This window comes from Janibacter sp. Soil728 (assembly GCF_001428305.1).
GTDB lineage: Bacteria > Actinomycetota > Actinomycetes > Actinomycetales > Dermatophilaceae > Janibacter.
Genome location: NZ_LMRZ01000004.1, coordinates 432370 through 457174, shown reverse-complemented (window position 1 = coordinate 457174; position 24805 = coordinate 432370). Strand labels below are relative to the sequence as shown.

At 71.6% G+C, this 24805-nt stretch carries 25 protein-coding genes; 13 read left to right on the top strand and 12 right to left on the bottom strand.

Going from position 1 to position 24805, the window contains the following annotated elements; translation table 11 throughout:
- Position 1: 1 nt before the first annotated feature.
- From ASG73_RS08965 to clpS, 6 genes are read right to left on the bottom strand one after another with little or no spacing between them, the layout of a single operon-like run.
- Positions 2 to 532, bottom strand: a complete 531-nt coding sequence (locus ASG73_RS08965; protein WP_055993697.1) for a hypothetical protein — start codon at positions 530 to 532, stop codon at positions 2 to 4.
- Complete coding sequence (locus tag ASG73_RS08960) at positions 532 to 1356, bottom strand: class I SAM-dependent methyltransferase (protein WP_055993694.1); 825 nt, start codon at positions 1354 to 1356, stop codon at positions 532 to 534. Before ASG73_RS08960 ends, ASG73_RS08965 begins: the two co-directional genes overlap by 1 nt.
- The gene (locus tag ASG73_RS08955; RefSeq protein WP_055993691.1) at positions 1353 to 2120 is read right to left on the bottom strand and encodes an MBL fold metallo-hydrolase; all 768 of its coding nucleotides are present in this window, start codon (positions 2118 to 2120) and stop codon (positions 1353 to 1355) included. The genes ASG73_RS08960 and ASG73_RS08955 overlap by 4 nt, the downstream gene beginning before the upstream one ends.
- Positions 2117 to 2938, bottom strand: a complete 822-nt coding sequence (gene murI, locus ASG73_RS08950) for a glutamate racemase (RefSeq protein WP_055993688.1) — start codon at positions 2936 to 2938, stop codon at positions 2117 to 2119. The genes ASG73_RS08955 and murI overlap by 4 nt, the downstream gene beginning before the upstream one ends.
- Entirely contained in the window at positions 2935 to 3576 is a 642-nt protein-coding gene (locus tag ASG73_RS08945) for a DUF2017 domain-containing protein (protein WP_055993685.1), read from the bottom strand. The genes murI and ASG73_RS08945 overlap by 4 nt, the downstream gene beginning before the upstream one ends.
- Complete coding sequence (gene clpS / locus ASG73_RS08940; protein ID WP_055993682.1) at positions 3576 to 3866, bottom strand: ATP-dependent Clp protease adapter ClpS; 291 nt, start codon at positions 3864 to 3866, stop codon at positions 3576 to 3578. Before clpS ends, ASG73_RS08945 begins: the two co-directional genes overlap by 1 nt.
- 15 nt (positions 3867 to 3881) lie before the next feature.
- Here clpS and ASG73_RS08935 point away from each other — a divergent pair, with 15 nt between their 5' ends.
- The 8 genes from ASG73_RS08935 to ASG73_RS08900 all read left to right on the top strand — a co-directional run bounded on the left by ASG73_RS08935 (position 3882) and on the right by ASG73_RS08900 (position 14895).
- Positions 3882 to 5204, top strand: a complete 1323-nt coding sequence (locus ASG73_RS08935) for a nicotinate phosphoribosyltransferase (protein WP_055993679.1) — start codon at positions 3882 to 3884, stop codon at positions 5202 to 5204.
- Positions 5205 to 5333: 129 nt separating this feature from the next.
- A complete protein-coding gene (locus tag ASG73_RS08930) occupies positions 5334 to 6692 on the top strand; it encodes an MFS transporter (protein WP_055993676.1) in 1359 nt (452 codons plus the stop codon).
- Complete coding sequence (locus tag ASG73_RS08925) at positions 6692 to 8836, top strand: molybdopterin oxidoreductase family protein (protein ID WP_055993671.1); 2145 nt, start codon at positions 6692 to 6694, stop codon at positions 8834 to 8836. Before ASG73_RS08930 ends, ASG73_RS08925 begins: the two co-directional genes overlap by 1 nt.
- Positions 8833 to 10359, top strand: coding sequence for an FAD-dependent oxidoreductase (locus ASG73_RS08920; RefSeq protein ID WP_055993669.1), 1527 nt, complete (start codon positions 8833 to 8835; stop codon positions 10357 to 10359). Before ASG73_RS08925 ends, ASG73_RS08920 begins: the two co-directional genes overlap by 4 nt.
- Before the next feature lie 10 nt (positions 10360 to 10369).
- Positions 10370 to 12958: a nitrite reductase large subunit NirB gene (nirB, locus tag ASG73_RS08915; RefSeq protein WP_055994507.1), complete on the top strand. Its 2589-nt coding sequence runs from the start codon at positions 10370 to 10372 to the stop codon at positions 12956 to 12958.
- The gene (gene nirD / locus ASG73_RS08910; RefSeq protein ID WP_055993664.1) at positions 12955 to 13338 is read left to right on the top strand and encodes a nitrite reductase small subunit NirD; all 384 of its coding nucleotides are present in this window, start codon (positions 12955 to 12957) and stop codon (positions 13336 to 13338) included. Before nirB ends, nirD begins: the two co-directional genes overlap by 4 nt.
- A complete protein-coding gene (locus tag ASG73_RS08905; protein ID WP_055993661.1) occupies positions 13335 to 14444 on the top strand; it encodes a uroporphyrinogen-III synthase in 1110 nt (369 codons plus the stop codon). The genes nirD and ASG73_RS08905 overlap by 4 nt, the downstream gene beginning before the upstream one ends.
- 46 nt (positions 14445 to 14490) lie before the next feature.
- Entirely contained in the window at positions 14491 to 14895 is a 405-nt protein-coding gene (locus ASG73_RS08900; protein WP_055994504.1) for a VOC family protein, read from the top strand.
- Here ASG73_RS08900 and ASG73_RS08895 read toward each other — a convergent pair.
- Positions 14882 to 15478 (bottom strand): nitroreductase family protein, encoded by a 597-nt coding sequence (locus ASG73_RS08895; protein ID WP_055993658.1) that lies wholly within the window; start codon positions 15476 to 15478, stop codon positions 14882 to 14884. The genes ASG73_RS08900 and ASG73_RS08895 overlap by 14 nt on opposite strands.
- A gap of 102 nt (positions 15479 to 15580) precedes the next feature.
- Here ASG73_RS08895 and ASG73_RS08890 point away from each other — a divergent pair, with 102 nt between their 5' ends.
- From ASG73_RS08890 to ASG73_RS08875, 4 genes are read left to right on the top strand one after another with little or no spacing between them, the layout of a single operon-like run.
- Entirely contained in the window at positions 15581 to 16678 is a 1098-nt protein-coding gene (locus ASG73_RS08890; protein ID WP_055993656.1) for a serine hydrolase domain-containing protein, read from the top strand.
- Positions 16679 to 16721: 43 nt separating this feature from the next.
- Positions 16722 to 17318 (top strand): isochorismatase family protein, encoded by a 597-nt coding sequence (locus ASG73_RS08885; protein ID WP_055994502.1) that lies wholly within the window; start codon positions 16722 to 16724, stop codon positions 17316 to 17318.
- Complete coding sequence (locus ASG73_RS08880; protein ID WP_055993653.1) at positions 17315 to 18157, top strand: uroporphyrinogen-III synthase; 843 nt, start codon at positions 17315 to 17317, stop codon at positions 18155 to 18157. Before ASG73_RS08885 ends, ASG73_RS08880 begins: the two co-directional genes overlap by 4 nt.
- A gap of 10 nt (positions 18158 to 18167) precedes the next feature.
- Entirely contained in the window at positions 18168 to 19040 is an 873-nt protein-coding gene (locus ASG73_RS08875; RefSeq protein ID WP_055993650.1) for a hypothetical protein, read from the top strand.
- A gap of 22 nt (positions 19041 to 19062) precedes the next feature.
- Here ASG73_RS08875 and ASG73_RS08870 read toward each other — a convergent pair whose 3' ends face one another.
- The 3 genes from ASG73_RS08870 to hppD form a co-directional block, all read right to left on the bottom strand.
- Positions 19063 to 19932, bottom strand: coding sequence for an RDD family protein (locus tag ASG73_RS08870; RefSeq protein WP_055993647.1), 870 nt, complete (start codon positions 19930 to 19932; stop codon positions 19063 to 19065).
- 4 nt (positions 19933 to 19936) lie between these two features.
- A complete protein-coding gene (locus ASG73_RS08865) occupies positions 19937 to 20401 on the bottom strand; it encodes a DedA family protein (protein WP_162253972.1) in 465 nt (154 codons plus the stop codon).
- A gap of 107 nt (positions 20402 to 20508) precedes the next feature.
- Complete coding sequence (gene hppD / locus ASG73_RS08860; protein WP_055993644.1) at positions 20509 to 21729, bottom strand: 4-hydroxyphenylpyruvate dioxygenase; 1221 nt, start codon at positions 21727 to 21729, stop codon at positions 20509 to 20511.
- A gap of 101 nt (positions 21730 to 21830) precedes the next feature.
- Here hppD and ASG73_RS08855 point away from each other — a divergent pair, with 101 nt between their 5' ends.
- Positions 21831 to 22334: an Lrp/AsnC family transcriptional regulator gene (locus ASG73_RS08855; RefSeq protein ID WP_055994496.1), complete on the top strand. Its 504-nt coding sequence runs from the start codon at positions 21831 to 21833 to the stop codon at positions 22332 to 22334.
- A gap of 172 nt (positions 22335 to 22506) precedes the next feature.
- Here the strand turns inward: ASG73_RS08855 and ASG73_RS08850 are convergent, their stop codons facing one another.
- Entirely contained in the window at positions 22507 to 22914 is a 408-nt protein-coding gene (locus tag ASG73_RS08850) for a hypothetical protein (protein WP_156466223.1), read from the bottom strand.
- A gap of 108 nt (positions 22915 to 23022) precedes the next feature.
- Positions 23023 to 24783, bottom strand: coding sequence for a DEAD/DEAH box helicase (locus ASG73_RS08845; protein ID WP_055993639.1), 1761 nt, complete (start codon positions 24781 to 24783; stop codon positions 23023 to 23025).
- Positions 24784 to 24805 lie beyond the last annotated feature (22 nt).

Below are 24805 nucleotides of genomic sequence, written 5' to 3'. Positions count from 1 at the left end.
TTCAGCGCGCGAGCCCGGTGAGATCCCCGGGATCTCGTCGCCTCTCCCCCGAACTGCAGTACGAGACGCGCCCCACGACCGGCTCGACGGCCAGGACGGCCACCACCGTGAGCAGCACCGCCGCCCTGGCCGGCCACTCCTCGACCTGGGCGGCGCCGGCGACCCCCGCCATCACGGCAGCCACCGGGCGCAGCCAGGTCATCGGGCCGAGCACGAGCGCCGTGGCGAGGTAGCGCCAGCGCCAGGTGAGCGTCAGCAGCACGAGCAGCGCGAGGACGGTCGGCAGGGCCAGCCAGGACGACCAGAGGACACCGGCACGGGCGACCGCCTCGCGCTCGGCCTCGGACGTCGCCATCACCCCGAGCACGACGGGCACCGCCAGCAGCATGATGCCCACCCGGAGACCGGTGAGGTGCGCGGTGAGGTCGCGCCGACGCGATGGCAGACGGCCGGACCGTCCCTGCACGGCGCGGTACCCGCTGAGCGCCGCGTCCAGCCCGACGACGAGGGTGAGGGCGAGGACCCAGCCCATCAGGCTCCCTTCGTCCCCGTGACGGGACGCAGCACCCGCAGCACGCTCTGGCCGCTCGCGCACTCGGCGGAGTAGCCCGGCGCACCGGCGGCGACGGCGTCGCGGAGCACGGCGGCCGGGTGGGCACGCCGCATCGACAGGTTGCCGTCATGGCGGGAGACCGCCTCGCGCATCCGTGCCCGGTGGAAGACCCACGAGCCGAGGTTGGTCAACCATCCGGGCTCCGGGTCGTAGTGCGCGAACCCGGCGACGCCGGCCGCCTCGTGCGCGGCGAAGAAGCCCCGCAGGTCCTGCGCCGACAGGTGGTGCAGGACGCCGCTCGAGATGACGACCGTCGCCTCGGGGTCCTCGATCGCGACTCCGGGCGCCAGGGCGTCCCCCACGACGAAGCGCGCGCGGCACCCGTCGGCCGCGCCGAGCCGCGCGGCCCACTCCATCAGCCCGGGGTCGTGGTCCACCCCGACCAGCTCGACCCCCGCCATCGACGGCGCGTGGCTCAGCCACCGCAGCACGTACCCGCTGCCGCAGCCCAGGTCGACGACCCGACGAAGGGGGCGCCCCGCTCGCTCCCGCAGCCGGTCCAGGTCCTCGGCGACCCGGTGCGGCAGCTGCAGCTCCTCCCCGAGCCGCTGCAGCTCGGCGTGCACACGGCGCATGAGCGCCACGACGTGCGCGTCGTCGAGGACGTCGTCCGTGGCCGGCATCCGCTCGACGAGACGCGCTGCCGGCAGCTGCCCGGCCGCTCGCAGGCGCGCCACGGCCTCCGATCGGCGGACCGGCCCCGGCGTGATGACGTCGCTGATCTCCAGCGGTGGGAGGCTCACATCTCGTAGGTCGCGTCCGGGCGGGCCAGCTCGACCTCGCCGGGCCACACCTCGGCCGCCTGCGCCCGGCAGACCTCCGGGTCATTCCACGCAGGGATGTGGGTGAGCATCAGGCGACCGACCCCACCAGCAGCCAGCGCGGCCTCAGCAGCACGCCGTCCGGTGAGGTGGACACCGCGCACCTCATCGCGTCCCTCGACGAAGGCGGAGTCGGCGAGCACGAGATCGGCGCCGGCGAAGAGGGGCCCGAGAGCATCGCAGACATCGGTGTCACCGCTGTAGGCGAGGACCGCGCCGTCGGCCTCGACCCGGAAGCCGTAGGCCTCCACGGGATGGTCGACGCGGAAGGACCGCACGACGAAAGGACCGATGTGCGTCGGGACGCTCGTGGAGATCCGGCGGAAGTCGAGGACGCCGGACATCCCCCCTTCGGCCATGCCCTCGTAGGCATCGGTGAGCCGCTGCTCGCTCCCGGCCGGACCGTAGACGGGCAGCCGTCCGGTGAGCGGGCCCTCCGGACGGTAGGTGCGTGTGACGTACAGACCGGTCAGGTCGATGCAGTGGTCGGGGTGCAGGTGGCTGATCAGGACCGCGTCGATGTCGGCGAGGTCGGTGTGCCGCTGCAGCGCGCCGAGTGCGCCGTTGCCCAGATCGAGGACGAGGCGCCAGGTACGGCCCTCGTGCTCGGCGGTCACGAGGTAGCACGAGGCGGGCGAGTCCGGTCCTGCGAAGGAGCCGGAACAGCCGACGACGGTGAGCCTCAACGCTCTTCTCCCAAGGTGGCGAAGACATCTGCGACCTCGGGTCCGAGGAAGCGGCGGGCCAGCAACCGGAAGCGCTCCGGGTCCCCCGTGGTCGTGAACCCGTGGGCGGGGTCCGGGAGGGTCTCGGGGCGCAGCAGGTCGAGGTCCGCAAGAACACGGTAGACGTCCTTGGCGGTCTCCTCGGCCGATGAGACGAGCGTGACACCCTCGCCCATGACGTAGGAGAGCGCGCCGGTCAGCAGCGGGTAGTGGGTGCAGCCCAGCACGAGGGTGTCCACCTCTGCCTGACGAAGGGGGGCGAGGTAGGCGCGCGCGACGTCGAGCACCTCCGGCCCGGACGTCGTCCCCGCCTCGACCAGCTCCACGAACCGCGGGCAGGGCTGCGAGATGACCTGCGTCTGGGGGGCCGCGGCGAAGGCGTCGAGGTAGGCCCGCGAGCGGTGCGTGCCCGCCGTCGAGATCACGCCGACGCGCTGGTTGCGCGTGGCCAGGACAGCGCGGCGCACGGCCGGCCGGATGACCTCGACGACCGGGACGTCGTAGCGCTCGCGCGCATCGTGCAGGACGGCGGCGCTGGCCGTGTTGCAGGCGATGACGAGGAGCTTGACGCCGTGGTCGACCAGACGGTCGAGGCACTCGAGCGCGTACTGGCGGGTCTGGGCGATCGGCTTGGGGCCGTAGGGGGCTCGCGCCGTGTCGCCGAGGTAGGCGATGGACTCGTGGGGCAGCTGGTCGAGCACGGCGCGGGCGACCGTCAGACCGCCGAGCCCGGAGTCGAAGATGCCGATGGGCTGGGCCGCTGCCGGTGCACTGCTCACTCGTCGTCCTCGCCGATGAGTGCCTGGGTCAGCGACTCCTGCAGCCAGGTGAGGAAGTCGTAGATGCTCAGTGCGAAGACCGCGGGGTCGTCCGCATCGAGGGTCTCGATGAGCTCCTCGAGCCGGTTGGCGTCCTCGTCGGTGCGCAGCCCGAGCCGCTCGCCCATGACGAGTCGGATGTCGGTGAGCGCGATGAGCACGGCCGGTGCCTGCGCCCGCGTCACGACCCACCGGTCGTCGTCGGCAGCCTCGAGGGTGCGCACCGTCGTCGTCAGGCCCTGGTGCTTGCGCTGGCGCAGCCCCTGCTCGGTGAACCGGCGAAACTCCGCCGCCTCCTGCTCGTCCTCGCGGTTGCCCGTCGGGAAGAGGCGATCCAGCGCCGGGTCACGGTCGTGGTCGAGACCGAAGGCCCGGTCGGGCACGTCGAGTCCGGCCGCACCGTCCTCGGTGTCCGTCGCCAGGTCACCCAGCCCGGCCACGATCGCCTCGAAGGGGTCGCTGGGATCCCCCTTCGCCGTGGTGCTGGTGGGAGCGACGAGGTCCATGACCTGCAGGCACAGGCCGGCCACGACGGCCCGCTCGTCCTCGTCCATGATCGCGACGAGCTCCTGACCGTCGGCGGTGAACGCGTGCGCCATCAGACGTCCTTCTGGAAGGTCGCCCACAGGCCGTAGCCCTGCAGCGCCTCGGTGTCGGCTTCCATCTGCTCCTTGGGGCCGTTCGCCACGACGGCGCGCCCCTTGAGGTGGACATCCATCATGAGCTTCTCGGCCTGCTGCTTGGAGTACCCGAAGTGCGTCTGGAAGACCCAGGTCACGTAGGACATGAGGTTGACCGGGTCATTCCACACCAACGTGATCCACGGGGTGTCGACGGCCTCGACGACGTCGGGCTCGCTCGTCTGCTGCTCGGCTGGGGCGATGGACACGCCCTCCACCCTAGAGTGGCCAGCGTGACGATCCGACCCAGCACCGCGCTGCTCACCGATCACTACGAGCTGACGATGCTCCAGGCTGCCCTCCACAGCGGCGCCGCATCGCGTCAGTGCGTCTTCGAGACCTTCGCTCGGCGGCTGCCGTCGGGAAGGCGCTACGGCGTCCTCGCCGGGGTCGGGCGGGTGCTCGACGCGATCGAGGACTTCCGCTTCGGCGACGCGGAGCTGGCGGACCTGCGCGACCGCGAGGTCGTCGACCAGCGGACGCTCGACTTCCTCGCCGACTACCGCTTCGACGGGGACGTGTGGGGCTACGCCGAGGGCGAGACCTACTTCCCCTACTCCCCCGTGCTCGTCGTCGAGTCCGACTTCGCGCACGGCGTGATCCTCGAGACGGTCGTCCTGTCGATCCTCAACCACGACTCCGCGGTCGCCTCGGCGGCCTCACGGATGACCGGTGCGGCCGGGACCCGACCGGTCATCGAGATGGGCAGCCGCCGCACCCACGACGGGGCAGCCGTCGCTGCGGCCCGGGCGGCGTACATCGCCGGTTTCTCCTCGACCTCCAACCTCGAGGCGGGACGCCGCTACGGCGTGCCCACGGGCGGGACCGCGGCGCACGCCTTCACCCTGCTCCACGAGAGCGAGCGCGAGGCCTTCGAGGCGCAGATCGCCTCCCTCGGCACCGGCACCACGCTGCTCGTGGACACCTACGACGTGACCGAAGGGGTGAGCACGGCCATCGAGGTCGGCGGCACCTCCCTCGGTGGGGTGCGTCTCGACTCGGGGGACCTCGTGGTCCAGGCGAGCGAGGTCCGCGAGCAGCTGGACGCGCTGGGCGCGACCGAGACCAAGATCGTCGTCACCTCCGACCTCGACGAGTACGCGATCGCCGCGCTGGCCGCGGCACCGGTCGACACCTACGGCGTCGGGACGCGCGTGGTCACCGGCTCCGGACACCCGACCGCGTCGATGGTCTACAAGCTCGTCGCCCGTGAGGACGACGCGGGCACGATGATCGGGGTCGCCAAGAAGAGCAAGGACAAGGTGTCGATCGGTGGACGCAAGTACGCGCTGCGTCGCCGCAACCCGCTCGGTGTCGTCGAGGCCGAGGTGCTCGGCATCGGCGAGCAGCCGGTCGGCGACGCCGACGACCGCGACCTGCTCGTGCGACTCGTGGCCGACGGCGAGGTCGTCGGGCGTGAGCACGCGACGCTGGAGGCGGGACGAGCCCGGCACGAGGCATCCGTGGCCGAGCTGCCGCGGTCCGCGCACCAGCTGAGCCAGGGGCAGCCAGCGGTCGAGACGATCTTCCTCACCGAGACCCCCTGACCCCTCCCCCTGCATCCGCAGGGTTCCTTCGTGGCCTCACACGTGCGTGGTCGCCGGCGTGCGGGGCGGTTAACACGGGATTAACCCCACCCGTGGGAGCGCGAAACACCCGCTTGCGAGCCTCTGCGCATGACCTCGCCGACCACTGTCGTCACGCCCGACATCGCCGCTGCCCCAGCGGGGCCCGTCCTCCGCGCCGGGCGGTGGATCGACCACTGGGACCCGGAGGACGCCGGCTTCTGGGCAGCGAGTGGCCGCGCCGTCGCACAGCGCAACCTGCGCTGGTCGGTGCTGGCGGAGCTCCTCGGCTTCTGCGTGTGGGCGCTGTGGAGCGTCGTCGTGCCGCAGCTGCCCGCGGCCGGGTTCGTGCTGACGCTCGACCAGCAGTTCTGGCTCATCGCGGTGCCGAGCCTCGTCGGCGCCTCACTGCGGGTGCCGTACACCTTCATGATCCCGCTCGTGGGCGGACGCAACTGGACGATCGTCTCCGCCTTGCTCCTCCTCCTGCCGACCCTCTCCCTGGCGTGGGTCGTGGGCCGGCCCGAGACCCCCTTCGCCACCCTGCTCGCCGTCGCCGCCCTCGCCGGCTTCGGTGGCGGCAACTTCGCCTCGTCGATGACCAACATCTCCTTCTTCTTCCCCGAGGCGGAGAAGGGAAAGGCCTTGGGGCTCAACGCTGCCGGTGGCAACCTCGGCACCGGCATCGTCCAGCTCATCATCCCCGCGGTCATCGCCGTCGGCGCCGGGATCCACCTCGAGCGCGCCGGTCTGGTCTTCGTCCCGCTCGTGCTCCTCGCCGCTGCCGGAGCCTGGCGCGGGATGGACAACCTCAGCACGGCCCGGTCCGACCACCGCAGCTGGGCCCGGGCCGCGACGCACCCGCACACGTGGATCATCTCCGTCCTCTACATCGGCACCTTCGGCTCCTTCATCGGGTACTCCGTCGCCTTCCCCACCCTGCTCACGACACAGTTCCCCGAGACGTCGACCTCGCTCGCCTTCCTCGGAGCGGTCCTCGGTGCCACCAGCCGTCCGATCGGCGGCATGGTCGCCGACCGGTTCGGGGGTGCCCGGGTGACGATCGCCGCCTTCGCCGTCATGGGCACCGCAGCCGGAGCAGCGATCCTCGCCCTGTCGATGCACTCCTTCGCGCTCTTCCTCACCGCCTTCCTCGTCCTCTTCGTCGGGGCAGGGACCGGCAACGGTGCGACCTACCGGATGATCCCGGCGGTCTTCCGCGCCGGCGTCCGTAGCGGCGACGAGCTCGCGACGGCGCGACGCGGTGCCGCCGGGTGCATCGGCATCGCCGGGGCCGTAGGGGCGCTCGGCGGGTTCCTCGTGCCGCGCGGCTTCGCGATGTCGATGACCGCCCACGACTCGCTCGTGCCGGCGATCGGTGTCTTTATCACCGCGTACGTCCTCATGTCCACGATCACGTGGGCGGTCTACCTGCGTCGCGGCGCGCGGCTGGCCGGCGAGGGCATCTGATGACCGACAGCCACTGCCCGTACTGCGCGCTGCAGTGCGCGATGACCCTCACCCGCGCCGAAGGGAGCCTCCCTCCCCTGCTCGTGGCCGGACGCGAGTTCCCCACCAACCGGGGAGGCCTGTGCCGCAAGGGCGGCGCCTCCGCGGAGCTGCTCCGGGCGCCGGACCGACTCACCGCTCCCCTCGTGCGTGACCGGGGCGGCGAGCTGCGCGAGGTGACCTGGGAGTCGGCGCTGGACCTCTTGGCCGACCGGCTGCGTGCCGTCGCCGCCGAGCACGGACCCGATGCCGTGGCGGTCTTCGGCGGCGGTGGCCTCACCAACGAGAAGGCCTACCAGCTCGGCAAGTTCACCCGGGTCGCCCTGCGCAGCAAGAACATCGACTACAACGGTCGCTTCTGCATGGCATCCGCAGCGGCCGCGGCCAACCGCTCGCTGGGCCTCGACAGGGGCCTCCCCTTCCCCGTCGCCGACCTCGACACGGCCGGCGCCGTCCTGCTGCTCGGGAGCAATGTCGTGGAGACGATGCCCCCCTTCGTCCCGCACCTGTCCGGTGCACGCGACGCCGGGGGACTCGTCGTCGTGGACCCACGTCGATCGGCCACCGCCGACCTCACCGAGGACGGCCACGGGATCCACCTGCAGCCGGTGCCCGGCACCGACCTCGTCGTGCTCCAGGCCCTGCTCCACGTGCTCGTCGCCGAGGAGCTCGTCGACGAGCCGTACGTCAGCGAGCGCACGACCGGCTGGCAGGACGTCGTCCGATCGGTCGCCGCGTGGTGGCCCGAGCGCGCCGAGCAGGTGTGCGGTGTCCCTGCCGACGAGCTCCGTCGCACCGCCCGGCTGCTCGCCGGGGCCAGCCCGGCCCACGGCGGGGCCGGCGCGTACGTCCTCACCGGCCGTGGTGTCGAGCAGTCGAGCCAAGGGACCGCGACAGTCACCGCCGCGATCAATCTAGCCCTCACGCTCGGGCTCGTCGGGCGCGCAGGGAGCGGCTACGGCGCTCTCACCGGCCAGGGCAACGGCCAAGGCGGTCGAGAGCACGGGCAGAAGGCCGACCAGCTGCCGGGCTACCGGATGATCACCGACCCCGCGGCACGCGAGCACGTCGCTGGCGTGTGGGGCGTCGACCCCGAGGACCTGCCCGGCCCGGGGCTGCCGGCGATCGCGCTGCTGCAGTCGCTCGGCACGCCCGGAGGCCCACGCGCCCTGCTCGTGCACGGGGCCAACCCCGTGGTCAGCGCCCCGCGCGCGGACGCCGTCGTCGACCGTCTGCGGGCGCTCGACCTCCTCGTCGTCTGCGACATCTTCCCGAGCGAGACGGTCGCGCTCGCCGACATCGTCCTACCTGTCACCCAGTGGGCCGAGGAGGAGGGCACGATGACCAATCTCGAGGGCCGGATCATCAGGCGCCGCAAGGCGATCAACCCACCGGAGGGGGTGGTCTCCGAGCTGTGGGTCTGGTCGCAGCTCGCGCAGCGCCTCGCAGCCCCGGGCTCGTGGTCGACCGACCCGGCGGAGGTCTTCGACGAGCTGGCCCGGGCGAGCGCCGGCGGACGCGCGGACTACTCCGGGCTGTCCCACGCACGCCTCGACCGCGAGGCCGACCTGCACTGGCCCTGCCCCGCCACCGACGCAGGGGAGGCACCGCACCCGGGCACCCCGCGCGTCCTCCTCGACGGCTTCCCCACCCCGGACGGCAGGGCGCGGTTCATTGCCGTCGACCACGTCGGGCCGGCCGAGGAGCTGCGGCCCGACGCCCCGCTCTTCCTCATCACGGGACGAGTGCTCGAGCACTACCAGTCCGGTGTCCAGACGCGGCGGGTGCCGGCGCTGCTCGCTGCGCAGCCCACCCCCTTCGTCGAGGTCCACCCGCTGCTCGCCCACCGTCTGGACGTCGAGGAGGGCGAGGAGCTCGAGCTCGTCACCGCCCGCGGGTGCGTCATCGCCCCGGCCAGGGTGACCGACCGGGTCCGGGCGGACACGGTCTTCATGCCCTTCCACCACCCGGGTGCGGGGAGCGTCAACCGCGTGACCAACGACGCCGTGGACCCGATCTCCTCGATGCCGGAGTTCAAGGTCTGCGCGGTCGAGGTCCGGCCCGTCCGGGCCGCCGACACCATCGCCCCGGAGGTCCTCGCATGAGTCACGTCGTCGTCATCGGCCACGGGATGGTCGGGTCACGCTTCGTCGAGGACCTCACCACCGCCGACGCTGCGGGCAAGCACCTCGTCACGGTGCTCGGCGAGGAGGCCGGGGAGACCTACAACCGCGTGCTGCTCAGCGATGTCGTGGCCGGGTCGCGGGGCTGGTCGTCGATCGCCATGCCCTCCCCCGTCCATCCGCGCGTCAGCGTGCAGCGCGGCACCACGGTGCGCACCATCGACCGCGAGCGGCAGGACGTCGTGCTCTCCGACGACTCCCGGATCCCCTACGACCACCTCGTGCTCGCCACCGGTGCCGCCGCGCGCGTCCCCGCGATGCCCGGCCTCGACGAGCCCGAGCTGCCGCACGGCGTCCACGTCCTGCGCTCGATCGACGACGCCCGGGAGATCATCGCGGCGACGCTCAACGCCCGACGGGCGATCGTCCTCGGCGGGGGCGTGCTCGGGCTCGAGGCCGCGAGCGGTCTCGCCCGACGCGACCTCGCGGTCACCGTCGTCCACCCCGCCCCGGCCCTCATGGACCGGCAGCTCGACGAGGCCGCGAGCCGGGTGGTCGAGTCGACGTTGCGGCGCACGGGCGTCGACCAGCGCGTCGGGGTCGCCGCCGAGGAGGTCGTCGTCGAGGACGGCCGGCTGCGGCGGGTCCGTCTCGACAACGGCGAGGTGCTGGCCGCCGACCTGCTCGTCCTGACCACAGGGACGTTGCCACGTGTCGACCTCGCCGAGGGGTGCGGGCTCGCCGTCGAGCGCGGGATCGTCGTCGACGAGGACCTCACCACCGCCGACCCGCGTATCCACGCGATCGGCGACTGTGCCCAGCCGCCCTGTGGCGCCAGCGGGCTGGTCGGGCAGGGGTGGGAGCAGGCGCACCGCCTGGCCGGTCTGCTCACCAGCGGCGCCCCCGCCCCGGCGACCACCGGCGTGGGCGATGTCGTCCGACCGAAGACGACCGGCGTCGACCTCGTGACGATGGGCATCTGCGGCAGCGGCCGCACCGACGACCCAGCGCTGCGCGTCGTCCGGCTCAGCGACCCCTCCGCCGGCCGACACCTGGAGATCGTCGTGCGGGACGGGCGGCTCGTCGGCGCCACCGCCGTCGGCGCCGGACGGATCGGCACCGACCTCGTCACGAGCTACACGAGGCAGACCCCGCTGCCCGCGGACCCGGCGCACCTCCTCCTGCCGGCCATCTCCCCGGCCACCTCGGGCACGCAGCGGGACTCCCCTTCGCTCATCCCGGACCGGGCGACCATCTGCCGCTGCAACGGCGTGACGAAGGGGGAGATCCGCACCGAGTTCGCCTCCGGCGCAACGACCGTCGAGCAGATTGTCGAGGCGACCCGAGCCACCACTGGCTGCGGCGGATGCACGGATGCGCTCTGCGGGATCCTCGACTGGCTGCACGCCGGGGATGCCCCTTCTCCCACCGCTCCCGCGGCCCGTGAGGACGGGTTCACACAGGCGAAACACGAGCAAGACCAGGCAGAAACGAGGGCTTCCTAACGTGATCGACATGCCAGAGGACACCGCACCCACCACCCAGCAGCACCTCGTCATCATCGGCGGAGGCATGGTCGCTCGCCGGCTCGTCGATGCACTGCGCGCCCGTGACGGCGAGGGCCGCTGGGCGGTCACGCTGCTCGCCGAGGAGCCCCGTGCGCCCTACGACCGCGTCGCGCTCACCTCCTACTTCACCGGCCGTGAGCCGGAGGACCTGGCCCTCGGGGGGCAGGAGCTGTGGGACGACCCGCTCGTCACGCTGCGTCGCGGTGTACGCGCCGAGGCGATCGACCGTGGGGCGCGGACCGTCACGACGAGCACCGGCCAGGTACTGGGCTACGACGCGCTGGTCCTCGCGACCGGCTCCTACGCTGCCGTCCCACCCGTGCCGGGCAAGGACCTGCGAGGAGCCTTCGTCTACCGAACGATCGACGACGTCGCCGACCTGCGCGCCTTCGTCGAGCAGCGCCGAGGGGAGGTCGACCGACCGGTGCGTGGTGCAGTCGTCGGAGGTGGCCTCCTGGGGCTCGAAGCGGCTGGTGCGCTGCGCGCGCTCGATGTCGACACGACGGTCGTCGAGTTCGCCCCACGGCTCATGCCGCTGCAGGTCGACGGCGGCGGCGGCGAGGCGCTCAAGCGACTCATCGAGGGCCTCGGGGTGAGCGTTCGGACCTCCACCGCGACCTCGAAGATCGTCGGCGAGCGGGGCGCGGTCTCGCGGATGAAGTTCAGTGAGGGGCCGGCGCTCGACGTCGACGTGGTGATCTTCGCCGTCGGGGTCCGGCCGCGTGACGAGCTCGCCAGAGATGCCGGGCTCGAGGTCGGCGAGCGTGGCGGGGTCGTCGTCGACGACGCCTGCGCCACCGCGGATCCCGCGATCTGGGCGATCGGTGAGGTCGCCTGCATCGGGGGCCGGTGCCTGGGTCTCGTCGCCCCCGGGTACACGATGGCCGAGATCGTCGCCGACCGTCTGCTCGGCGGGTCAGGTACCTTCCCCGGCGCGGACCTGTCGACGAAGCTCAAGCTCCTCGGGGTCGACGTCGCGAGCTTCGGCGATGCCTTCGCCCAGGAGCCGGGAGCGCTCGAGGTCGTCATCTCCGACCCGGTGGCGGGCGTCTACAAGAAGCTCGTCATGAGCGACGACGCCAGGACGCTGCGCGGCGGCATCCTCGTCGGTGACGCCTCGGCGTACTCCTCGCTGCGTCCCAGGGTGGGTCGTGAGCTCGGTGGCGACCCGGCCGCCCACCTGCTGCCCGAGGGCCTGGCTCCCGCTCCTGCAGGCGACCTGCCCGACGAGGCCGCGGTCTGCTCGTGCAACAACGTGACCGCGGGCGAGATCCGTCGTGCCGTTTGCGAAGGGGGGTGCACCGACCTCGCCGGGGTCAAGGCCTGCACCAAGGCGGGGACGAGCTGCGGCTCCTGCCTACCTTTGGTCAAGAAGCTCGTGACGAGCGAGCTCGAGGCTGCCGGGGTCGAGGTCAGCCGAGCGCTGTGCGAGCACATCGACCTCTCCCGCGCCGAGCTCTTCGACGTCGTGCGGGTGCAGGGCCTCACGACCTTCAGCGAGATCATCGCGCGGCACGGCAGGGGCCGCGGGTGCGACATCTGCCGGCCGGTCATCGGCTCGATCCTCGCCTCGCTCGGCACCGGGCACATCCTCGACGGTGAGCGCGCGACGATCCAGGACACCAACGACTTCGTCATGGCCAACCTGCAGAAGGACGGCTCCTACTCCGTCGTCCCGCGCATCCCCGGCGGCGAGGTGACCCCCGAGGGGCTCATCGCGATCGGTGAGGTCGCCAGGGACTTCGGTCTGTACACGAAGATCACCGGAGGCCAGCGCGTGGACCTCTTCGGTGCGCGCATCGACCAGCTGCCGCAGATCTGGCAGCGCCTCGTCGACGCGGGCTTCGAGTCCGGGCACGCCTACGGCAAGTCGCTGCGCACCGTGAAGTCCTGCGTCGGCTCCACGTGGTGCCGCTTCGGTGTGCAGGACTCCGTGGGTCTGGCGATCGACCTCGAGCTGCGGTACCGCGGGCTGCGCTCACCGCACAAGATCAAGCTCGGTGTCTCCGGGTGCGCCCGTGAGTGCGCCGAGGCCCGCGGCAAGGACGTCGGGATCATCGCCACCGACAACGGATGGAACCTCTACGTCGGCGGCAACGGGGGCTTCACCCCCCGCCATGCGCAGCTGTTCGCCGAGGACCTCGACACCGACGAGCTCGTGCGCACCGTCGACCGCTTCCTCATGTACTACGTCCGCACCGCCGACCGCCTGCAGCGCACCGCCCCGTGGATCGAGGAGCACGAAGGGGGGATCGACGCGATCCATTCCGTGGTCCTCCACGACAGCCTGGGCATCGCGGAGGACCTCGACGCCGCGATGGCCGCCCACGTGGACGGCTACCGCGACGAGTGGGCCGCGACGCTCGCCGACCCCGACAAGCTGGCGCGCTTCGCCCCCTTCGTCAATGCGCCGGAGACGGTCGACGACTCCCTCGCCTACGTGGGCGAGCGCGGGCAGGCCCGTCCGGCGACCGCGCAGGAACGCGCCTCGGGATCCGTCCTCATCGCCGGTACGACTCTGGAGGTCCGAGCATGACTAGTACACCCACAGCCCGTCCCGAGGCCGCCGCCGTCCGTGTGTGCGCGCTGACCGACCTCGTCCCCGAGCGGGGCTCCGTCGCTCTCGTCGATGGTGCCCAGGTAGCGATCGTTCGCACGCACGACGGGCAGGTGTACGCCATCGACAACCGCGACCCGTACAGCGGGGCGCAGATCATCGCGCGTGGTCTCGTCGGCACGCGGGGTGACGTGCCGACGATCGTCTCGCCCATGTACAAGCAGATCTGGGACCTGCGCACGGGCGCGTGCCTGGACGGTGCCGGCAGCGACCCGATCGCCCTGCGCACCTGGCCCGTCCGGGTCGTCGACGGAGCCGTGCTCGTGGGTGGTGCCGCGGGCGCTGTCGATCGCGGATGAGCCTGCCGCAGCTGCTCGCCGGGTGCGTCGTGCTCGTCACGAGCGACCGGCGATCCGGTGACCTGCGCGCCGCGCTCGAGCGTCGGGGAGCGAGGGTCGTGCACACGCCCGCGCTGACGATCGTTCCCCACACGGCGGACGCCGAACTCGTGCGGGAGACTCATGCGCTCGTCGCGTCACCGCCGGACGTCGTCGTCGTGACGACGGCCATCGGGTTCCGCGGGTGGGTCGAGGCGGCCGATGCCGCGGGCATCGGCGACGAGCTGCACGAGGTGCTCGCCTCGGCCCGGGTCATCGCCCGTGGGCCCAAGGCCCGCGGCGCGATCCAGGCCGTCGGGATCGACACCGACTGGGTGGCCCAGTCCGAGACGTCGGCCGAGATCCGTGATGCGCTCCTCACCGAAGGGGTTTCGGGACAACGCATCGCGGTCCAGCACCACGGTGCGGGCGCCGACGAGCTCGATGTCGACCTCGCCGCGGCTGGGGCCGACGTCGCCTCGCTGGTGGTGTACCGGTGGGGGCCCCCGGTGGACCCCGACGCGGTCGTCCTTGGGATCGAGGCGGTGGCCGTCGGCGACGTCGACGTCGTCGTCTTCACGTCCGCGCCCGCGGCGGCTGCGTGGCTGGACGCGGCCGATGAGGCCGGTGTGCTCCCTTCGGTCATCGGGCGGGCACGCAGCGGCACGCTCGTCGTGGCGGCGATCGGCGAGGTGACGGCACGTCCCCTCCGAGCTGCGGGGATCGCTCCGCTCCTGCCCGACCGCAGCCGTCTCGGGTCCCTCGTGCGCGCGGTCGTCGGTCACTACGAAGGGATGATGGCCACCGCCATCGAGACCGTCGGCGGACCGCTGCAGCTGCGCAGCACCGCCGCGGTCCTCGGTGACGAGGTGCTCGCGCTCTCCCCCAGCGGCCTGTCCGTGCTCCACCTGCTCGTCAGGGCGAAGGGGGACGTCGTCAGCCGGGCCGAGGTGCTCGGCGTGCTCCCGGGACAGTCCATCGACGGGCATGCCGTGGAGGTGGCGGTGGGCCGTCTGCGCGAGGCGATCGGTGACCGTCGGGTCGTCGAGACCGTCGTCAAGCGTGGCTACCGGCTGGCCCTGGCCTGACGACAACTCGCTTGCGCTGCGCCGCGGCCTGCCCGAGGGTGCTGGGATGACCTCCCGCATCTCGCACACCACACTCGACTGCATCGGCGCCTACGCCCTCTCCGAGTGGTGGAAGGTGGTCATCGGCTACACCGACGTCCCGGGCGACCCCAACCTGCCGGGCCACGAGGAGTGCATGCTCGTGGACCCGCAGAGCGGCCACCGGGTGCTCTTCATCGAGGTCCCGGACCCGACGCCCGGGAAGAACAGGATGCACTTCGACCTGCGGCCGACCGACGGGACCCAGGCCGCGGAGGTCGACCGTCTGCTCGCCCACGGCGCGACCCTCCACGACGACCTGCGGGGGCAGTACGGGCCGGGCACGGGCTGGGTGACGCTCGCCGACCCGGAGGGCAATCTCTTCTGCGTCCTGCGCTCGGACAGGGAGATCGCAGAGGTCACCGCCGGCTGAGGACACCGTCCTGCGGCTCCTCCCAGATGACCTGGGCGACCGTGCGACGCTCGCGGCTCGTACCCGGAGAGGGGACCTCGTCCGGCGCGTGGTCAGCCACGCCGAAGGCGGTCATCGAGGTGACCTCGACATGGGCCGGGATGCTGAACTCAACCGCCACGGCCTCCCGGTCGAAGGCCCTGAACTGGTGCGCGTCGAGCCCGATCGTCAGTGCCTGGATGCTCATGTGCGCCACCGCCTGGCCGAGGTCGTACCGCGCGAACTCCGAGTACTCCCACTCCGGTGCGTCCTCGATGCCCACCACCGCGAGGTTGACCATGATCAGGGACGCGGTGGGCGCCCAGGCCGCGGAGCTGCGTGCCAGAAGGGGGACGATGCGGCGGTGTACCGAGTCACCGCGCGTGCCGACGACGAAGTGCCAGGGTTGGGAGTTGCCTGCCGACGGCGCACGACGGGCGGCGTCGAGCAGCGTGTCGACCTGGGCACGCGACACCGTCGTGTCCTCGCGGAAGCGGACCGGGCTGAAGCGATGGGCCAACGTCGGGTGGAGTTGCGGGACTCCGGGCATCGGGCAGGAGGTCATGGCCCCAGTCTCACGCCGAAGGGGGGTCCGGACCCACCCGGGCCGGTCGCGTCCTGCCCTTCAGGCCTGTGCCCCAGCCGGCATCTCTGCCACGGTGGGGAGATGACTCCGCTGGATGACCTCGCACCGGTACTCGACCGTCTCGTCGAGGAAGGGAAGGTCGCCGGGTGGGTCGCCGGGCTCGCCGACGCTGCCGACCGAGACGTCCGCGTGGGCGGTGCGCGCTCGGTCGGCGGTCCGCCGATGACCCGCGCGACCCAGCTCGTGCTGTCATCCAACAGCAAGCCCATCGCCGGCGCCCTCGCGCTCCGTCTGGTCGAGCTGGGCGTCATCGACCTCGACGAACCCGTCGACCCGTGGCTGCCCGAGCTCGCGGAGCCCCGCGTGCTCGTCTCCCCCGAGGCCGACCTCACCGCGACCGTCCCTGCGGAGCGCGCGATCACCCTGCGCCACCTGCTGACGATGACACCCGGGTTCGGCTGGGTCAGCGAGCCCGGTCCGCTCGCCGAGGCGATGGGCGAGCGCGGCCTGCAGCCCGGTCCGTGGGGGCCGCAGATGTCACCCGACGAGTTCATGTCGCGGCTCGGCGGGCTCCCGCTGGCCAACCACCCGGGCACGGCCTGGCGCTACCACACGAGCAGCGAGGCCCTCGCCGTCCTGCTCGCCAGGGCGAGCGGGCGCACCATGCCGGAGCTGCTCGAGGAGCACCTGCTGCGACCGCTCGGCCTGACGGGCACGACCTTCACCGGCGACCCGGACCGCATGATGACCCCGCTCGCACCCTCGTCGACCGGAGGGCTCGCCCCCTTCGAGCTCCCGCTGGGCACCTACGTCGCCGAGCCCGACTTCCCCTCCCTCGCCACCGGGCTCGTCTCGACCGTGGACGACCAGCTGACCTTCCTCCGGTCCCTGGTCGGCGGACCCGGGGTCCTCACGCAGGAGTCGCTCACCGCGATGCGCACCGACGCTCTCACCGACGAGCAGCGCTCCACCGCAACGGGGTTCATCGGCACCGGCTGCGGTTGGGGCCTCCACGTCGAGGTCCGCCCCGGCGGCCTGGTCGGCTGGGCGGGGGGCATGGGCACCATCGGGTACGCCGATCCGCAGACCGGACGAGCCGCCTTCCTCGCCACCCAGGTGACCGTGGGCGCACCGGGCACGACGACCGCCTTCGACCACTTCTGGTCCCTCTTCGACTGACGGCCACGACCTGCCCCGCGCCTGTCGTGCCATGCTCGAGGGCATGAGCCGCGCACTGGTCCTGGTCGACGTCCAGAACGATTTTTGCGAAGGGGGCTCCCTCGCGGTCGAGGGCGGCGCTGCCGTGGCCGCCCGGGCCGCCGAGCGGGTCGTCGCCGACCGCGACGGGGCGCCAGCCGAGTACGCAGCCATCGTCGCGACGGCCGACTGGCACCACGACCCGGGCGATCACTGGGCTCGCGACGGCGAGCCCGACTTCACGACGACCTGGCCCGTGCACTGCGCCGCCGGGACCGCGGGAGCCGACTTCCACCCTTCGCTCGCACCAGCGCTCCCCCACGTCGACGAGGTCTTCCGCAAGGGGGCGCACGAGGCCGCGTACAGCGGCTTCGAGGGCACGGCCTCCGACGCCGCCACGGGCCTCGCGGACTGGCTACGCGGCCGTGGGATCACCGACCTCGACGTGGGCGGCATCGCCACCGACCACTGCGTGCGCGCGACCGTGCTCGACGCCCTGCGTGAGGGCTTTGCCGTGCGACTGCTCCCTGACACGATCGCGGGCGTCGCCCCGGCGACCACCGAGGCCGCCCTGGCCGAGATGCTCGACGCGGGCGCCACCACGGCGAGCTCCGGCGCATGAGCACCCCGCTGCCCGCGGTGATGGCCGGGCGCACCGTGCTCATCACGGCCGATCGCCGCAGCGACGACCTGGCCGAGGCCTTCGCCCGTCGGGGCGCCATGATCCGTCACGCGGCGGCGATGTCGATCGTCCACCACAGCGACGACGAGCGCCTCGTCGAGGACACCCGCGCCCTGCTCGCCGACCCGCCGGACCTGCTCGTGGTGACCACGGGGACGGGGCTGAAGGGCTGGCTCGAGGCGGCCGACGTCGCCGGGGTCGGCGAGGAGCTGCGTCGTGTGCTGGGCGCGGCCCGCATCCTCGCGCGCGGCCCCAAGGCCAAGGGTGCGCTCATCGCTGCCGGGCTCGCGGTGGAGTGGGTCGCGACCTCGGAGACGACCGCCGAGATCACCGACCACCTGCTCGCCGAGGGTGTCGCCGGCACCGTGGTCGCGGTCCAGCACCACGGCAACGGTTCCGACGGGCTGGACGAGGCCCTCACCGCAGCAGGGGCGAGGGTCGCTCCCTTCGTCGTCTACCGCTGGGGCCCCGCACCGGACCCCGCCGCGGTCACCGCCTCCGTCCGCGCCGTGGCCGCGGGTGAGATCGACGACGTCGTCTTCACCTCAGCACCGGCAGTCGAGGCGTGGTGGGCCGTGGCGGAAGCGGTGGGTGTCGCGGACGCGATCGTCCGCCGGTCCCACGAGGACGTCCTCTTCGCGGCCGTCGGGCCGGTCACCGCCGCACCACTCCTGGCGAAGGGGGTCACCCCCCTCGTCCCCGAGCGCAGCCGGATGGGCGCGCTGGTGCGCGCCGTGCTCGTCCACCACGGCGACCACGGACCCGACTCCGACGGGTAGCCTTCCTGCCATGTCGAGCAGCCCCAACCCCGCTCCCCGGCCCGCGCACCCGGCCTTGTTCATCTCCCTCGTGGGCGACGCGGCGCTCTTTCCGCCCGCCGCCCTGACGATGGCCGACGCGTTGTCCGCCCACGCCCGGCACCGGTCCGGACCCCACGCTGACGTCGTCGGGCCCTTCCTCGTGGGGGTGCCCGCGGTCACCGATCTCGCCGCCGCGCTCGATGCCGGCTCCCCGGCTCCCCCTGCGATCGGCCTGGTCGCCCGCCCGGGGACCGCGATCGAGGACATCGTCGCCGCCTTCGCGTCCCTGCGCGAGGAGCCACGCACCCGCCTGACGTCGATCGACATGGCGTGGCAGACCGGCTGGCGCAGCATCGACCCGGGCGACCTACCCATCCACCTCGAGGTGGACCGCACCGATCCTGACGCTGCTCTGTCCGACATCGCGTCAGCGAGCGATTTCGCCGATGTCCGGGCGAAGTTCCGCACCGGCGCCACGGCCGAGTGGGCCTGGCCGGACGCCGCGGAGCTGGCGGCCTTCGTCCTCGCTGCGGGGCGGCACTACGTCCCCTTCGTCCTGACGGGAGGTCTGCACCACGCGGTGCGAGGCGACCACGGGGTCGACACCGGCTGGGAGCCGCAGCACGGCCTGCTCAACGTGCTCGTCGCGGTGCATGCCAGTGCCGGCGGAGCCGATGAACGCACCGTTTCGGACCTGCTCGAGGTGCGGGAGGCAGAACCACTCGCCCAGATCGTCCGGGGCTGGTCCGCCTCCGACGTCGCCGCGGTGCGGGCATCGTTCGCCGGCTACGGCTGCTGCGATGTCACCGACCCGATCGGCGAGCTGACGGCTCTGGGGGTGCTGTCCGCGCCCGAGGCCTGAGGTCGAGCGCCCCCCGGACGCATCAGCTCTCTGTCGGGGTCGCGCGGGGCTGCTTGCCCTTGACCACCTGCGTGCCGGCGATCTTGTCGTGCAGTGCCTGACGCTTCTGGTCCTTGATCGGCCACACGAGGTCGGCGATCGCGACGAAGGACGTCAGGTAGCTCACGAGCGGGATGACCGAGAAGACACCGATCGCCAAGGGCAGCAGGATGCGCATGAAGGCCGTGCCCACACCGAGCCGGCCCGGTCGGTCCACCGACCTCACCGACAGCCCGAGTGCCATCTTGCCCGGCGTCGCGCTGCGCGTGCTGAGGAAGCCGACCTGGTAGATCGCCTGCACGAGCAGGGTGATGCCCAGTGCGATGAAGAAGAACTTCCAGTCCAGCATGCCGAGCAGCTGCTCCGGCGTGAGCTGCTCGACGCGCTCTGGCTGATTGGTCAGCGCGGCATCCCAGGCCAAAGACATGTAGTCCTTCATCCACAGCCACCAGGCCCACCCGGCGAAGAGCGCGTAGAGCACCCACAGGATGACGGAGTCGAGGAGGTACGCACCGACGCGTGCGCCGTACGAGGCGAGGACCTGCCCGTCGGTCGTCGTCGGCTCGGACGCCTGGGCGTGCGAAGTGCCGTACGGCGCACCGTACGGACTCGGCGCAGCCGGCCCGGCTCTGTGGCCCGTCGGTCGACCGAAGACATCGGTGCCGACTCCTGTCGGCGTCTGCGGCGCGACACCTGCGGCGGGTCCACCGGTGGGGTCCGGCGTCAGGGAGGGCGTGGCCGAGGGGGCTCGGCGCGGCACGGTGCGGTCGCTCCAGATGATCCCGTCGAAGTACCGCAGCAGTGACTCGTCCTCCGGGTCGTCGTACCAACCGGCGCGCTCGGGGGTGCTCATGCGCTCACGATCTCACGTCCCGCTGAGCACGCCGACGCATGACCAGCACGACCACGCCGACGACGAGCAGCGCGGCGACGATCGTCGCGACCACCGGCGAGCGCGCAGCCGCCGCGAGCCACGCCTGCGCTGCGGCCAGACCGACACTTGCGTAGAGCGCCGCCCACAGCAACGAGCCGAGCGTCACCGCCGGGAGGTACCGGAGCAGCGGCATGCGGGTGGCACCGGCCGTGGCGTTGACGGCGGTCTGGATGCCCACGGTGAGGAAGCAGACGACGACCGCCAGCGGCCCCCAGCGATGGACCAGCGCCTGAGCCCGTCGCCAAGCCGGCGAGGGCTCCCCCTCGAGCCGGCGCCAGCGGCGCGTGCCGGCAGCCGCCCCGCGACCGATCCAGTACGTGGCATTGGCCCGGAGCATGACGATCACGAAGAGCCCCGCAAAGGTCGAGGTGAAGTGGGACCAGGTCACGCGGCTCCTTGGTGAGGGTCACCTCAGCCTATCCGGGCTCCATGACGACGGGGAACGGCCCACCACGTGGTGGGCCGCTCCCCTTCGTCATGCTGCGCAGGACCTGCTCAGAGGTTGCCGCGCTTGTCCTGCTCGCGCTCGATCGACTCGAAGAGTGCCCTGAAGTTGCCCTTGCCGAAGCCCAGCGACCCGTGCCGCTCGATGATCTCGAAGAAGACCGTCGGGCGGTCGCCGAGAGGCTTGGTGAAGATCTGCAGCAGGTATCCGTCCTCGTCCCGGTCCACGAGGATCTTGCGGGACTTCAGCTCCTCGATCGGGACACGGACCTCACCGATGCGGGCTCGCATCTCGGGGTCGTCGTAGTAGGCGTCCGGGGTGTCGAGGAACTCGACGCCCTCCTTGCGCAGCTCGTCGACGGTGCGCAGGATGTCATTCGTCGCCAGTGCGAGGTGCTGGGCACCCGGGCAGCCGTAGAAGTCCAGGTACTCGTCGATCTGGCTGCGCTTCTTGGCGATCGCCGGCTCGTTGAGGGGGAACTTCACCCGGTGGTTGCCGTTGGCGACGACCTTGGACATCAGCGCCGAGTAGTCGGTGGCGATGTCGTCGCCGACGAACTCGGCCATGTTGATGAAGCCCATGACCCGGTTGTAGAAGCCGACCCACTCGTCCAGCTTGCCGAGCTCGACATTGCCGACGATGTGGTCGAGGGCCTGGAAGAGCCGCTTCGGGGCGCCGTCGCGCTTGACGAAGGTGGACGTCCGCTCGACATAGCCGGGCAGGTAGGCACCGGCGTAGGTCTGCCCGTCGACGGTGCGCTGCACGAGGGTGTGCCGCGTCTCGCCGTAGGTCGCGATCGCGCCGATGCGCACCGACCCGAACTCGTCGGAGACCGTCTCGGGCTCCTGGACGACCGTGGCCCCGGCGGCCCTGGCTTGGGCGATGCACTTGTCGACATCGGGCACCTCGAGGGAGATGTCGACGACGCCGTCACCGTGCGCGGTGTGATGGGCGATGAGCGGGCTGTCTGGGCTGACCGCGCCCTTGAGGACGAAGCGGATCGAGCCGGAGGTCAGGACGAAGGCCTTGTGGTCCCGGTTGCCGTTCTCCGGGCCCGAGTAGCCGACGAGCTCCATCCCCCAGGTCGACTGGTAGTACTGCGCAGCCTGCGTCGCGTTGCCGACGACGAAGACGATCGCATCCCACCCGGTCACCGGGAAGGGGTCAGCCTCCTCGTCGTACGCCACGAGCCCGACGAGCTGCTTGAGCTGGTCGAGGTCGAGCTGGGCCTCGCGCTCCTGCCTGGTGAGTTCAACCGCGGTGTTCGACATGTCGTCAGGATGCTGCCCTCAGCGGGCCTGTGCAACAGCGCATGACAGGGATGCACACGGTGCGCAATCTGTTGCTTCGAGAGGCCATGACCAACGACAATATGACTATGGATGCCAGGGAACCGCGACCATCGGTCATCGACGAGCTCGATGCTCGCCTCATCGCGCTCTTCTCCGATCGCCCGTCGATCGGTGTCCTCGGTGCGTCCCGCGCGCTCGGCGTGGCCCGCGGCACCGTGCAGGCTCGGCTCGATCGACTGCAGACGAAGGGAGTGATCCGCTCCTTCGCGCCGACGGTGGACCCAGCGGCGCTGGGGTACCCGGTGACGGCGCTGTGCACCTTGGAGATCCGGCAGCGACTGGGCCATCAGGCCGTCGTCGACCACCTGCTCGCCATCCCCGAGGTGCTGGAGATCCACTCGACGACGGGGATGGGCGACCTGATCATCAGGATCGTCGCGACCGACAACGCAGACCTGGGCCGGGTCATCGACGCGATCATCGACGACACCCACGTCGTGCGGGCGAGCACCTCGATCGCACTGGTGACACACCTGGAGATGCGCACCGGGGCGCTCGTCGAGGCAGCGGCGCACCGCGTCTGACTAGCCGACGGTCCTGACGAGCGGACCTGAACGGTCCTGACGAGCGGACCTGAACGGTCCCTGAGGAGCGGACCTGAACGGTCCCTGAGGAGCGGACCTGAACGGTCCCTGAGGAGCGGACCTGAACGGTCCCTGAGGAGCTTGCGCAGCAAGCGTCTCGAAGGGCGGCCCCTCAGATCTTGTCGGCGAGCAGCAGCCAGGCGAAGAGGATCGTGCCGATCATCAGCCCGATGTGCGCGATCTGCGAGAGCCACGGCCCACGCGTCCAGCTGTCACCGGCGAAGTCGACCGCGTGACGGGACCTCGAGCGCCGCCAGCGGGCGAGGAAGCTGAGCCCGATGAGCGAGGCGATGACAAGGGAGATGATCGCCACCCAGGTGGCGAAGCCGGACTCGTGCACACCGAGCAGTCGCAGCACGATCAGGGCGAGCCCGACGAAGAGGGTGATCGAATGCAGGTTGAGCACCCACCCCGAGAAGTCGACCATGCCGTCCTGCCCACGGGCACCCCGAAGACGCAATGGCGTCAGGACGAGCACCAGGATCGCCAGTGCGACGAGGATCCACGCGAGTACGGTCATGCCCCCCATGATGCCTCCCTCCGGTCCGGATCGGGAACAGCGGTGGCTGTCAGAAGGACGGCAGACAGACGAAGACGCCGATGACCACGAGCCGTGCAGGCGGGTCGATCAGCGCTTGCCCACGAACCAACGCCGGATCCGCTCGATCCGCTCGGTGACCTGCTCACTCGTCGCCTGGGCGAGCTCGGGCCCACCGCAGGCTCGCCGCAGATCCATGTGGATGTTGGCGTGCGGAGAGCCGGTCTTGGTCGCATACGCCGCGACCAGCTTGTTGAGCTCCTTGCGCTGGGCGGCCAGCGCGCGGTGGGCAGCGATGGGCGCGTCGTCGTCCTTGCGCGTGCGGCCGGTGCGCTTGGACTGCTTGGTCTGGCGCTCGCTGAGCAGGGCGTGCACCTGGTCTGGCTCGAGAAGGCCGGGCAGACCGAGGTAGTCCTGCTCGTCCTCGGACCCGACCTCGGCGTGCAGCCCGAACTGCTGCTTGTCGTAGAGCACGTGGTCGAAGTGCGCGTCGGACTCCAGCGCCTCGAAGGAGCCGAGCAGGTCATCACTGGCGCCGTCGCTCCGGTTGGCGGCAGCGAGCATGCCCTCCTCCTCGGACCAGAGGGGCGCCTCGTCCTCGCGGGCCTCGGGCCGGTCGAGAGCGTGGTCACGCTGCTCCTCGAGTGTGCCGGCGTGGGCGAGGATGATCGGGACGCTCGGCAGGAAGACGCAAGCGGTCTCGCCCCGCCCACGGGCCCGCACGAAGCGCCCGACGGCCTGCGCGAAGAACAGCGGCGTGGACGTCGAGGTCGCGTAGACCCCGACGCACAGCCGAGGGACGTCGACTCCCTCGCTCACCATGCGCACGGCGACGAGCCAGCGGGAGGTGCTTGCGGAGAAGTCCTCGATCTTCTGCGACGCGCCGTTGTCGTCGGACAGGACGACCGTGGGCTTGTCCCCCGTGATCTCGGTGAGGATGCGCGCGTAGGCGCGAGCCTGGGTCTGGTTGGTCGCGATGACCATCGCACCGGCGTCGGGGACACCACGGCGCACCTCGGTCAGGCGCTTGTCGGCGGCAGCGAGGACCGACGGGATCCATTCACCCTTGGGGTCCAGCGCGGTGCGCCAGGCCTGCGCGACGAGGTCCTTGGTCATCGGCTCACCGAGCCGTGCGGCCACCTCGTCGCCGGCACGGGTGCGCCACCGCATCGCCCCGCCGTAGGCCATGAAGAGCACCGGTCGGACGACGCCGTCGCGCAGTGCCTCTGCGTAGCCGTACGTGTAGTCGCTGCTGGAGCGCAGGATGCCGTCGTCGCCGTACTCGTAGCCGACGAAGGGGATGGGATTCGTGTCGGAGCGGAAGGGGGTCCCCGTCAGGGACAACCGTCGGATCGCCGGCTCGAAGGCTGTGCGGATGCCGTCACCCCATGACTTGTTGTCACCACCGTGGTGGATCTCGTCGAGGATGACGAGGGTGCGCTCGGCCCGGGTACGGCTCTCGTGGACGGAAGGGCGGGAGGCCACCTGCGCGTAGGTGACGGCCACACCGTCGTAGTCACTCGAGGTGACGGCCGTGGAGTTGGAGAACTTGGGGTCCAGATGGATCCCGATCCGCGCCGCGGCATCGGCCCACTGGGTCTTGAGGTGCTCGGTGGGCGCGACGACCGTGACGCTGGTGATCTCACCCGTGGAGAGCAGCTCGACGGCCACCCGCAGCGCGAAGGTCGTCTTGCCGGCTCCCGGGGTCGCCACCGCGAGGTAGTCCCGGCGCCCGCTCGCCAGATAACCCTTGAGAGCCTCGGCCTGCCAGGCGCGCAGCGCTCCGGCGGTACCCCACGCTGCCCGCCTCGGGAAGGCGGGTGACAGGTTGGAAGCAGCTGACTGACTCATCGCAGGGACACTGTAGATCGCC

Excerpts from the sequence above, each read along its gene's own strand:
- ASG73_RS08965 (WP_055993697.1), bottom strand. The coding sequence starts at position 532 with ATGGGCTGGGTCCTCGCCCTCACCCTCGTCGTCGGGCTGGACGCGGCG.
- ASG73_RS08945 (WP_055993685.1), bottom strand. The coding sequence starts at position 3,576 with ATGGCGCACGCGTTCACCGCCGACGGTCAGGAGCTCGTCGCGATCATG.
- ASG73_RS08930 (WP_055993676.1), top strand. The coding sequence starts at position 5,334 with ATGACCTCGCCGACCACTGTCGTCACGCCCGACATCGCCGCTGCCCCA.
- ASG73_RS08925 (WP_055993671.1), top strand. The coding sequence starts at position 6,692 with ATGACCGACAGCCACTGCCCGTACTGCGCGCTGCAGTGCGCGATGACC.
- ASG73_RS08920 (WP_055993669.1), top strand. The coding sequence starts at position 8,833 with ATGAGTCACGTCGTCGTCATCGGCCACGGGATGGTCGGGTCACGCTTC.
- nirB (WP_055994507.1), top strand. The coding sequence starts at position 10,370 with ATGCCAGAGGACACCGCACCCACCACCCAGCAGCACCTCGTCATCATC.
- nirD (WP_055993664.1), top strand. The coding sequence starts at position 12,955 with ATGACTAGTACACCCACAGCCCGTCCCGAGGCCGCCGCCGTCCGTGTG.
- ASG73_RS08905 (WP_055993661.1), top strand. The coding sequence starts at position 13,335 with ATGAGCCTGCCGCAGCTGCTCGCCGGGTGCGTCGTGCTCGTCACGAGC.
- ASG73_RS08900 (WP_055994504.1), top strand. The coding sequence starts at position 14,491 with ATGACCTCCCGCATCTCGCACACCACACTCGACTGCATCGGCGCCTAC.
- ASG73_RS08895 (WP_055993658.1), bottom strand. The coding sequence starts at position 15,478 with ATGACCTCCTGCCCGATGCCCGGAGTCCCGCAACTCCACCCGACGTTG.
- ASG73_RS08890 (WP_055993656.1), top strand. The coding sequence starts at position 15,581 with ATGACTCCGCTGGATGACCTCGCACCGGTACTCGACCGTCTCGTCGAG.
- ASG73_RS08885 (WP_055994502.1), top strand. The coding sequence starts at position 16,722 with ATGAGCCGCGCACTGGTCCTGGTCGACGTCCAGAACGATTTTTGCGAA.
- ASG73_RS08880 (WP_055993653.1), top strand. The coding sequence starts at position 17,315 with ATGAGCACCCCGCTGCCCGCGGTGATGGCCGGGCGCACCGTGCTCATC.
- ASG73_RS08875 (WP_055993650.1), top strand. The coding sequence starts at position 18,168 with ATGTCGAGCAGCCCCAACCCCGCTCCCCGGCCCGCGCACCCGGCCTTG.
- ASG73_RS08870 (WP_055993647.1), bottom strand. The coding sequence starts at position 19,932 with ATGAGCACCCCCGAGCGCGCCGGTTGGTACGACGACCCGGAGGACGAG.
- hppD (WP_055993644.1), bottom strand. The coding sequence starts at position 21,729 with ATGTCGAACACCGCGGTTGAACTCACCAGGCAGGAGCGCGAGGCCCAG.
- ASG73_RS08855 (WP_055994496.1), top strand. The coding sequence starts at position 21,831 with ATGACTATGGATGCCAGGGAACCGCGACCATCGGTCATCGACGAGCTC.
- ASG73_RS08850 (WP_156466223.1), bottom strand. The coding sequence starts at position 22,914 with ATGACCGTACTCGCGTGGATCCTCGTCGCACTGGCGATCCTGGTGCTC.
- ASG73_RS08845 (WP_055993639.1), bottom strand. The coding sequence starts at position 24,783 with ATGAGTCAGTCAGCTGCTTCCAACCTGTCACCCGCCTTCCCGAGGCGG.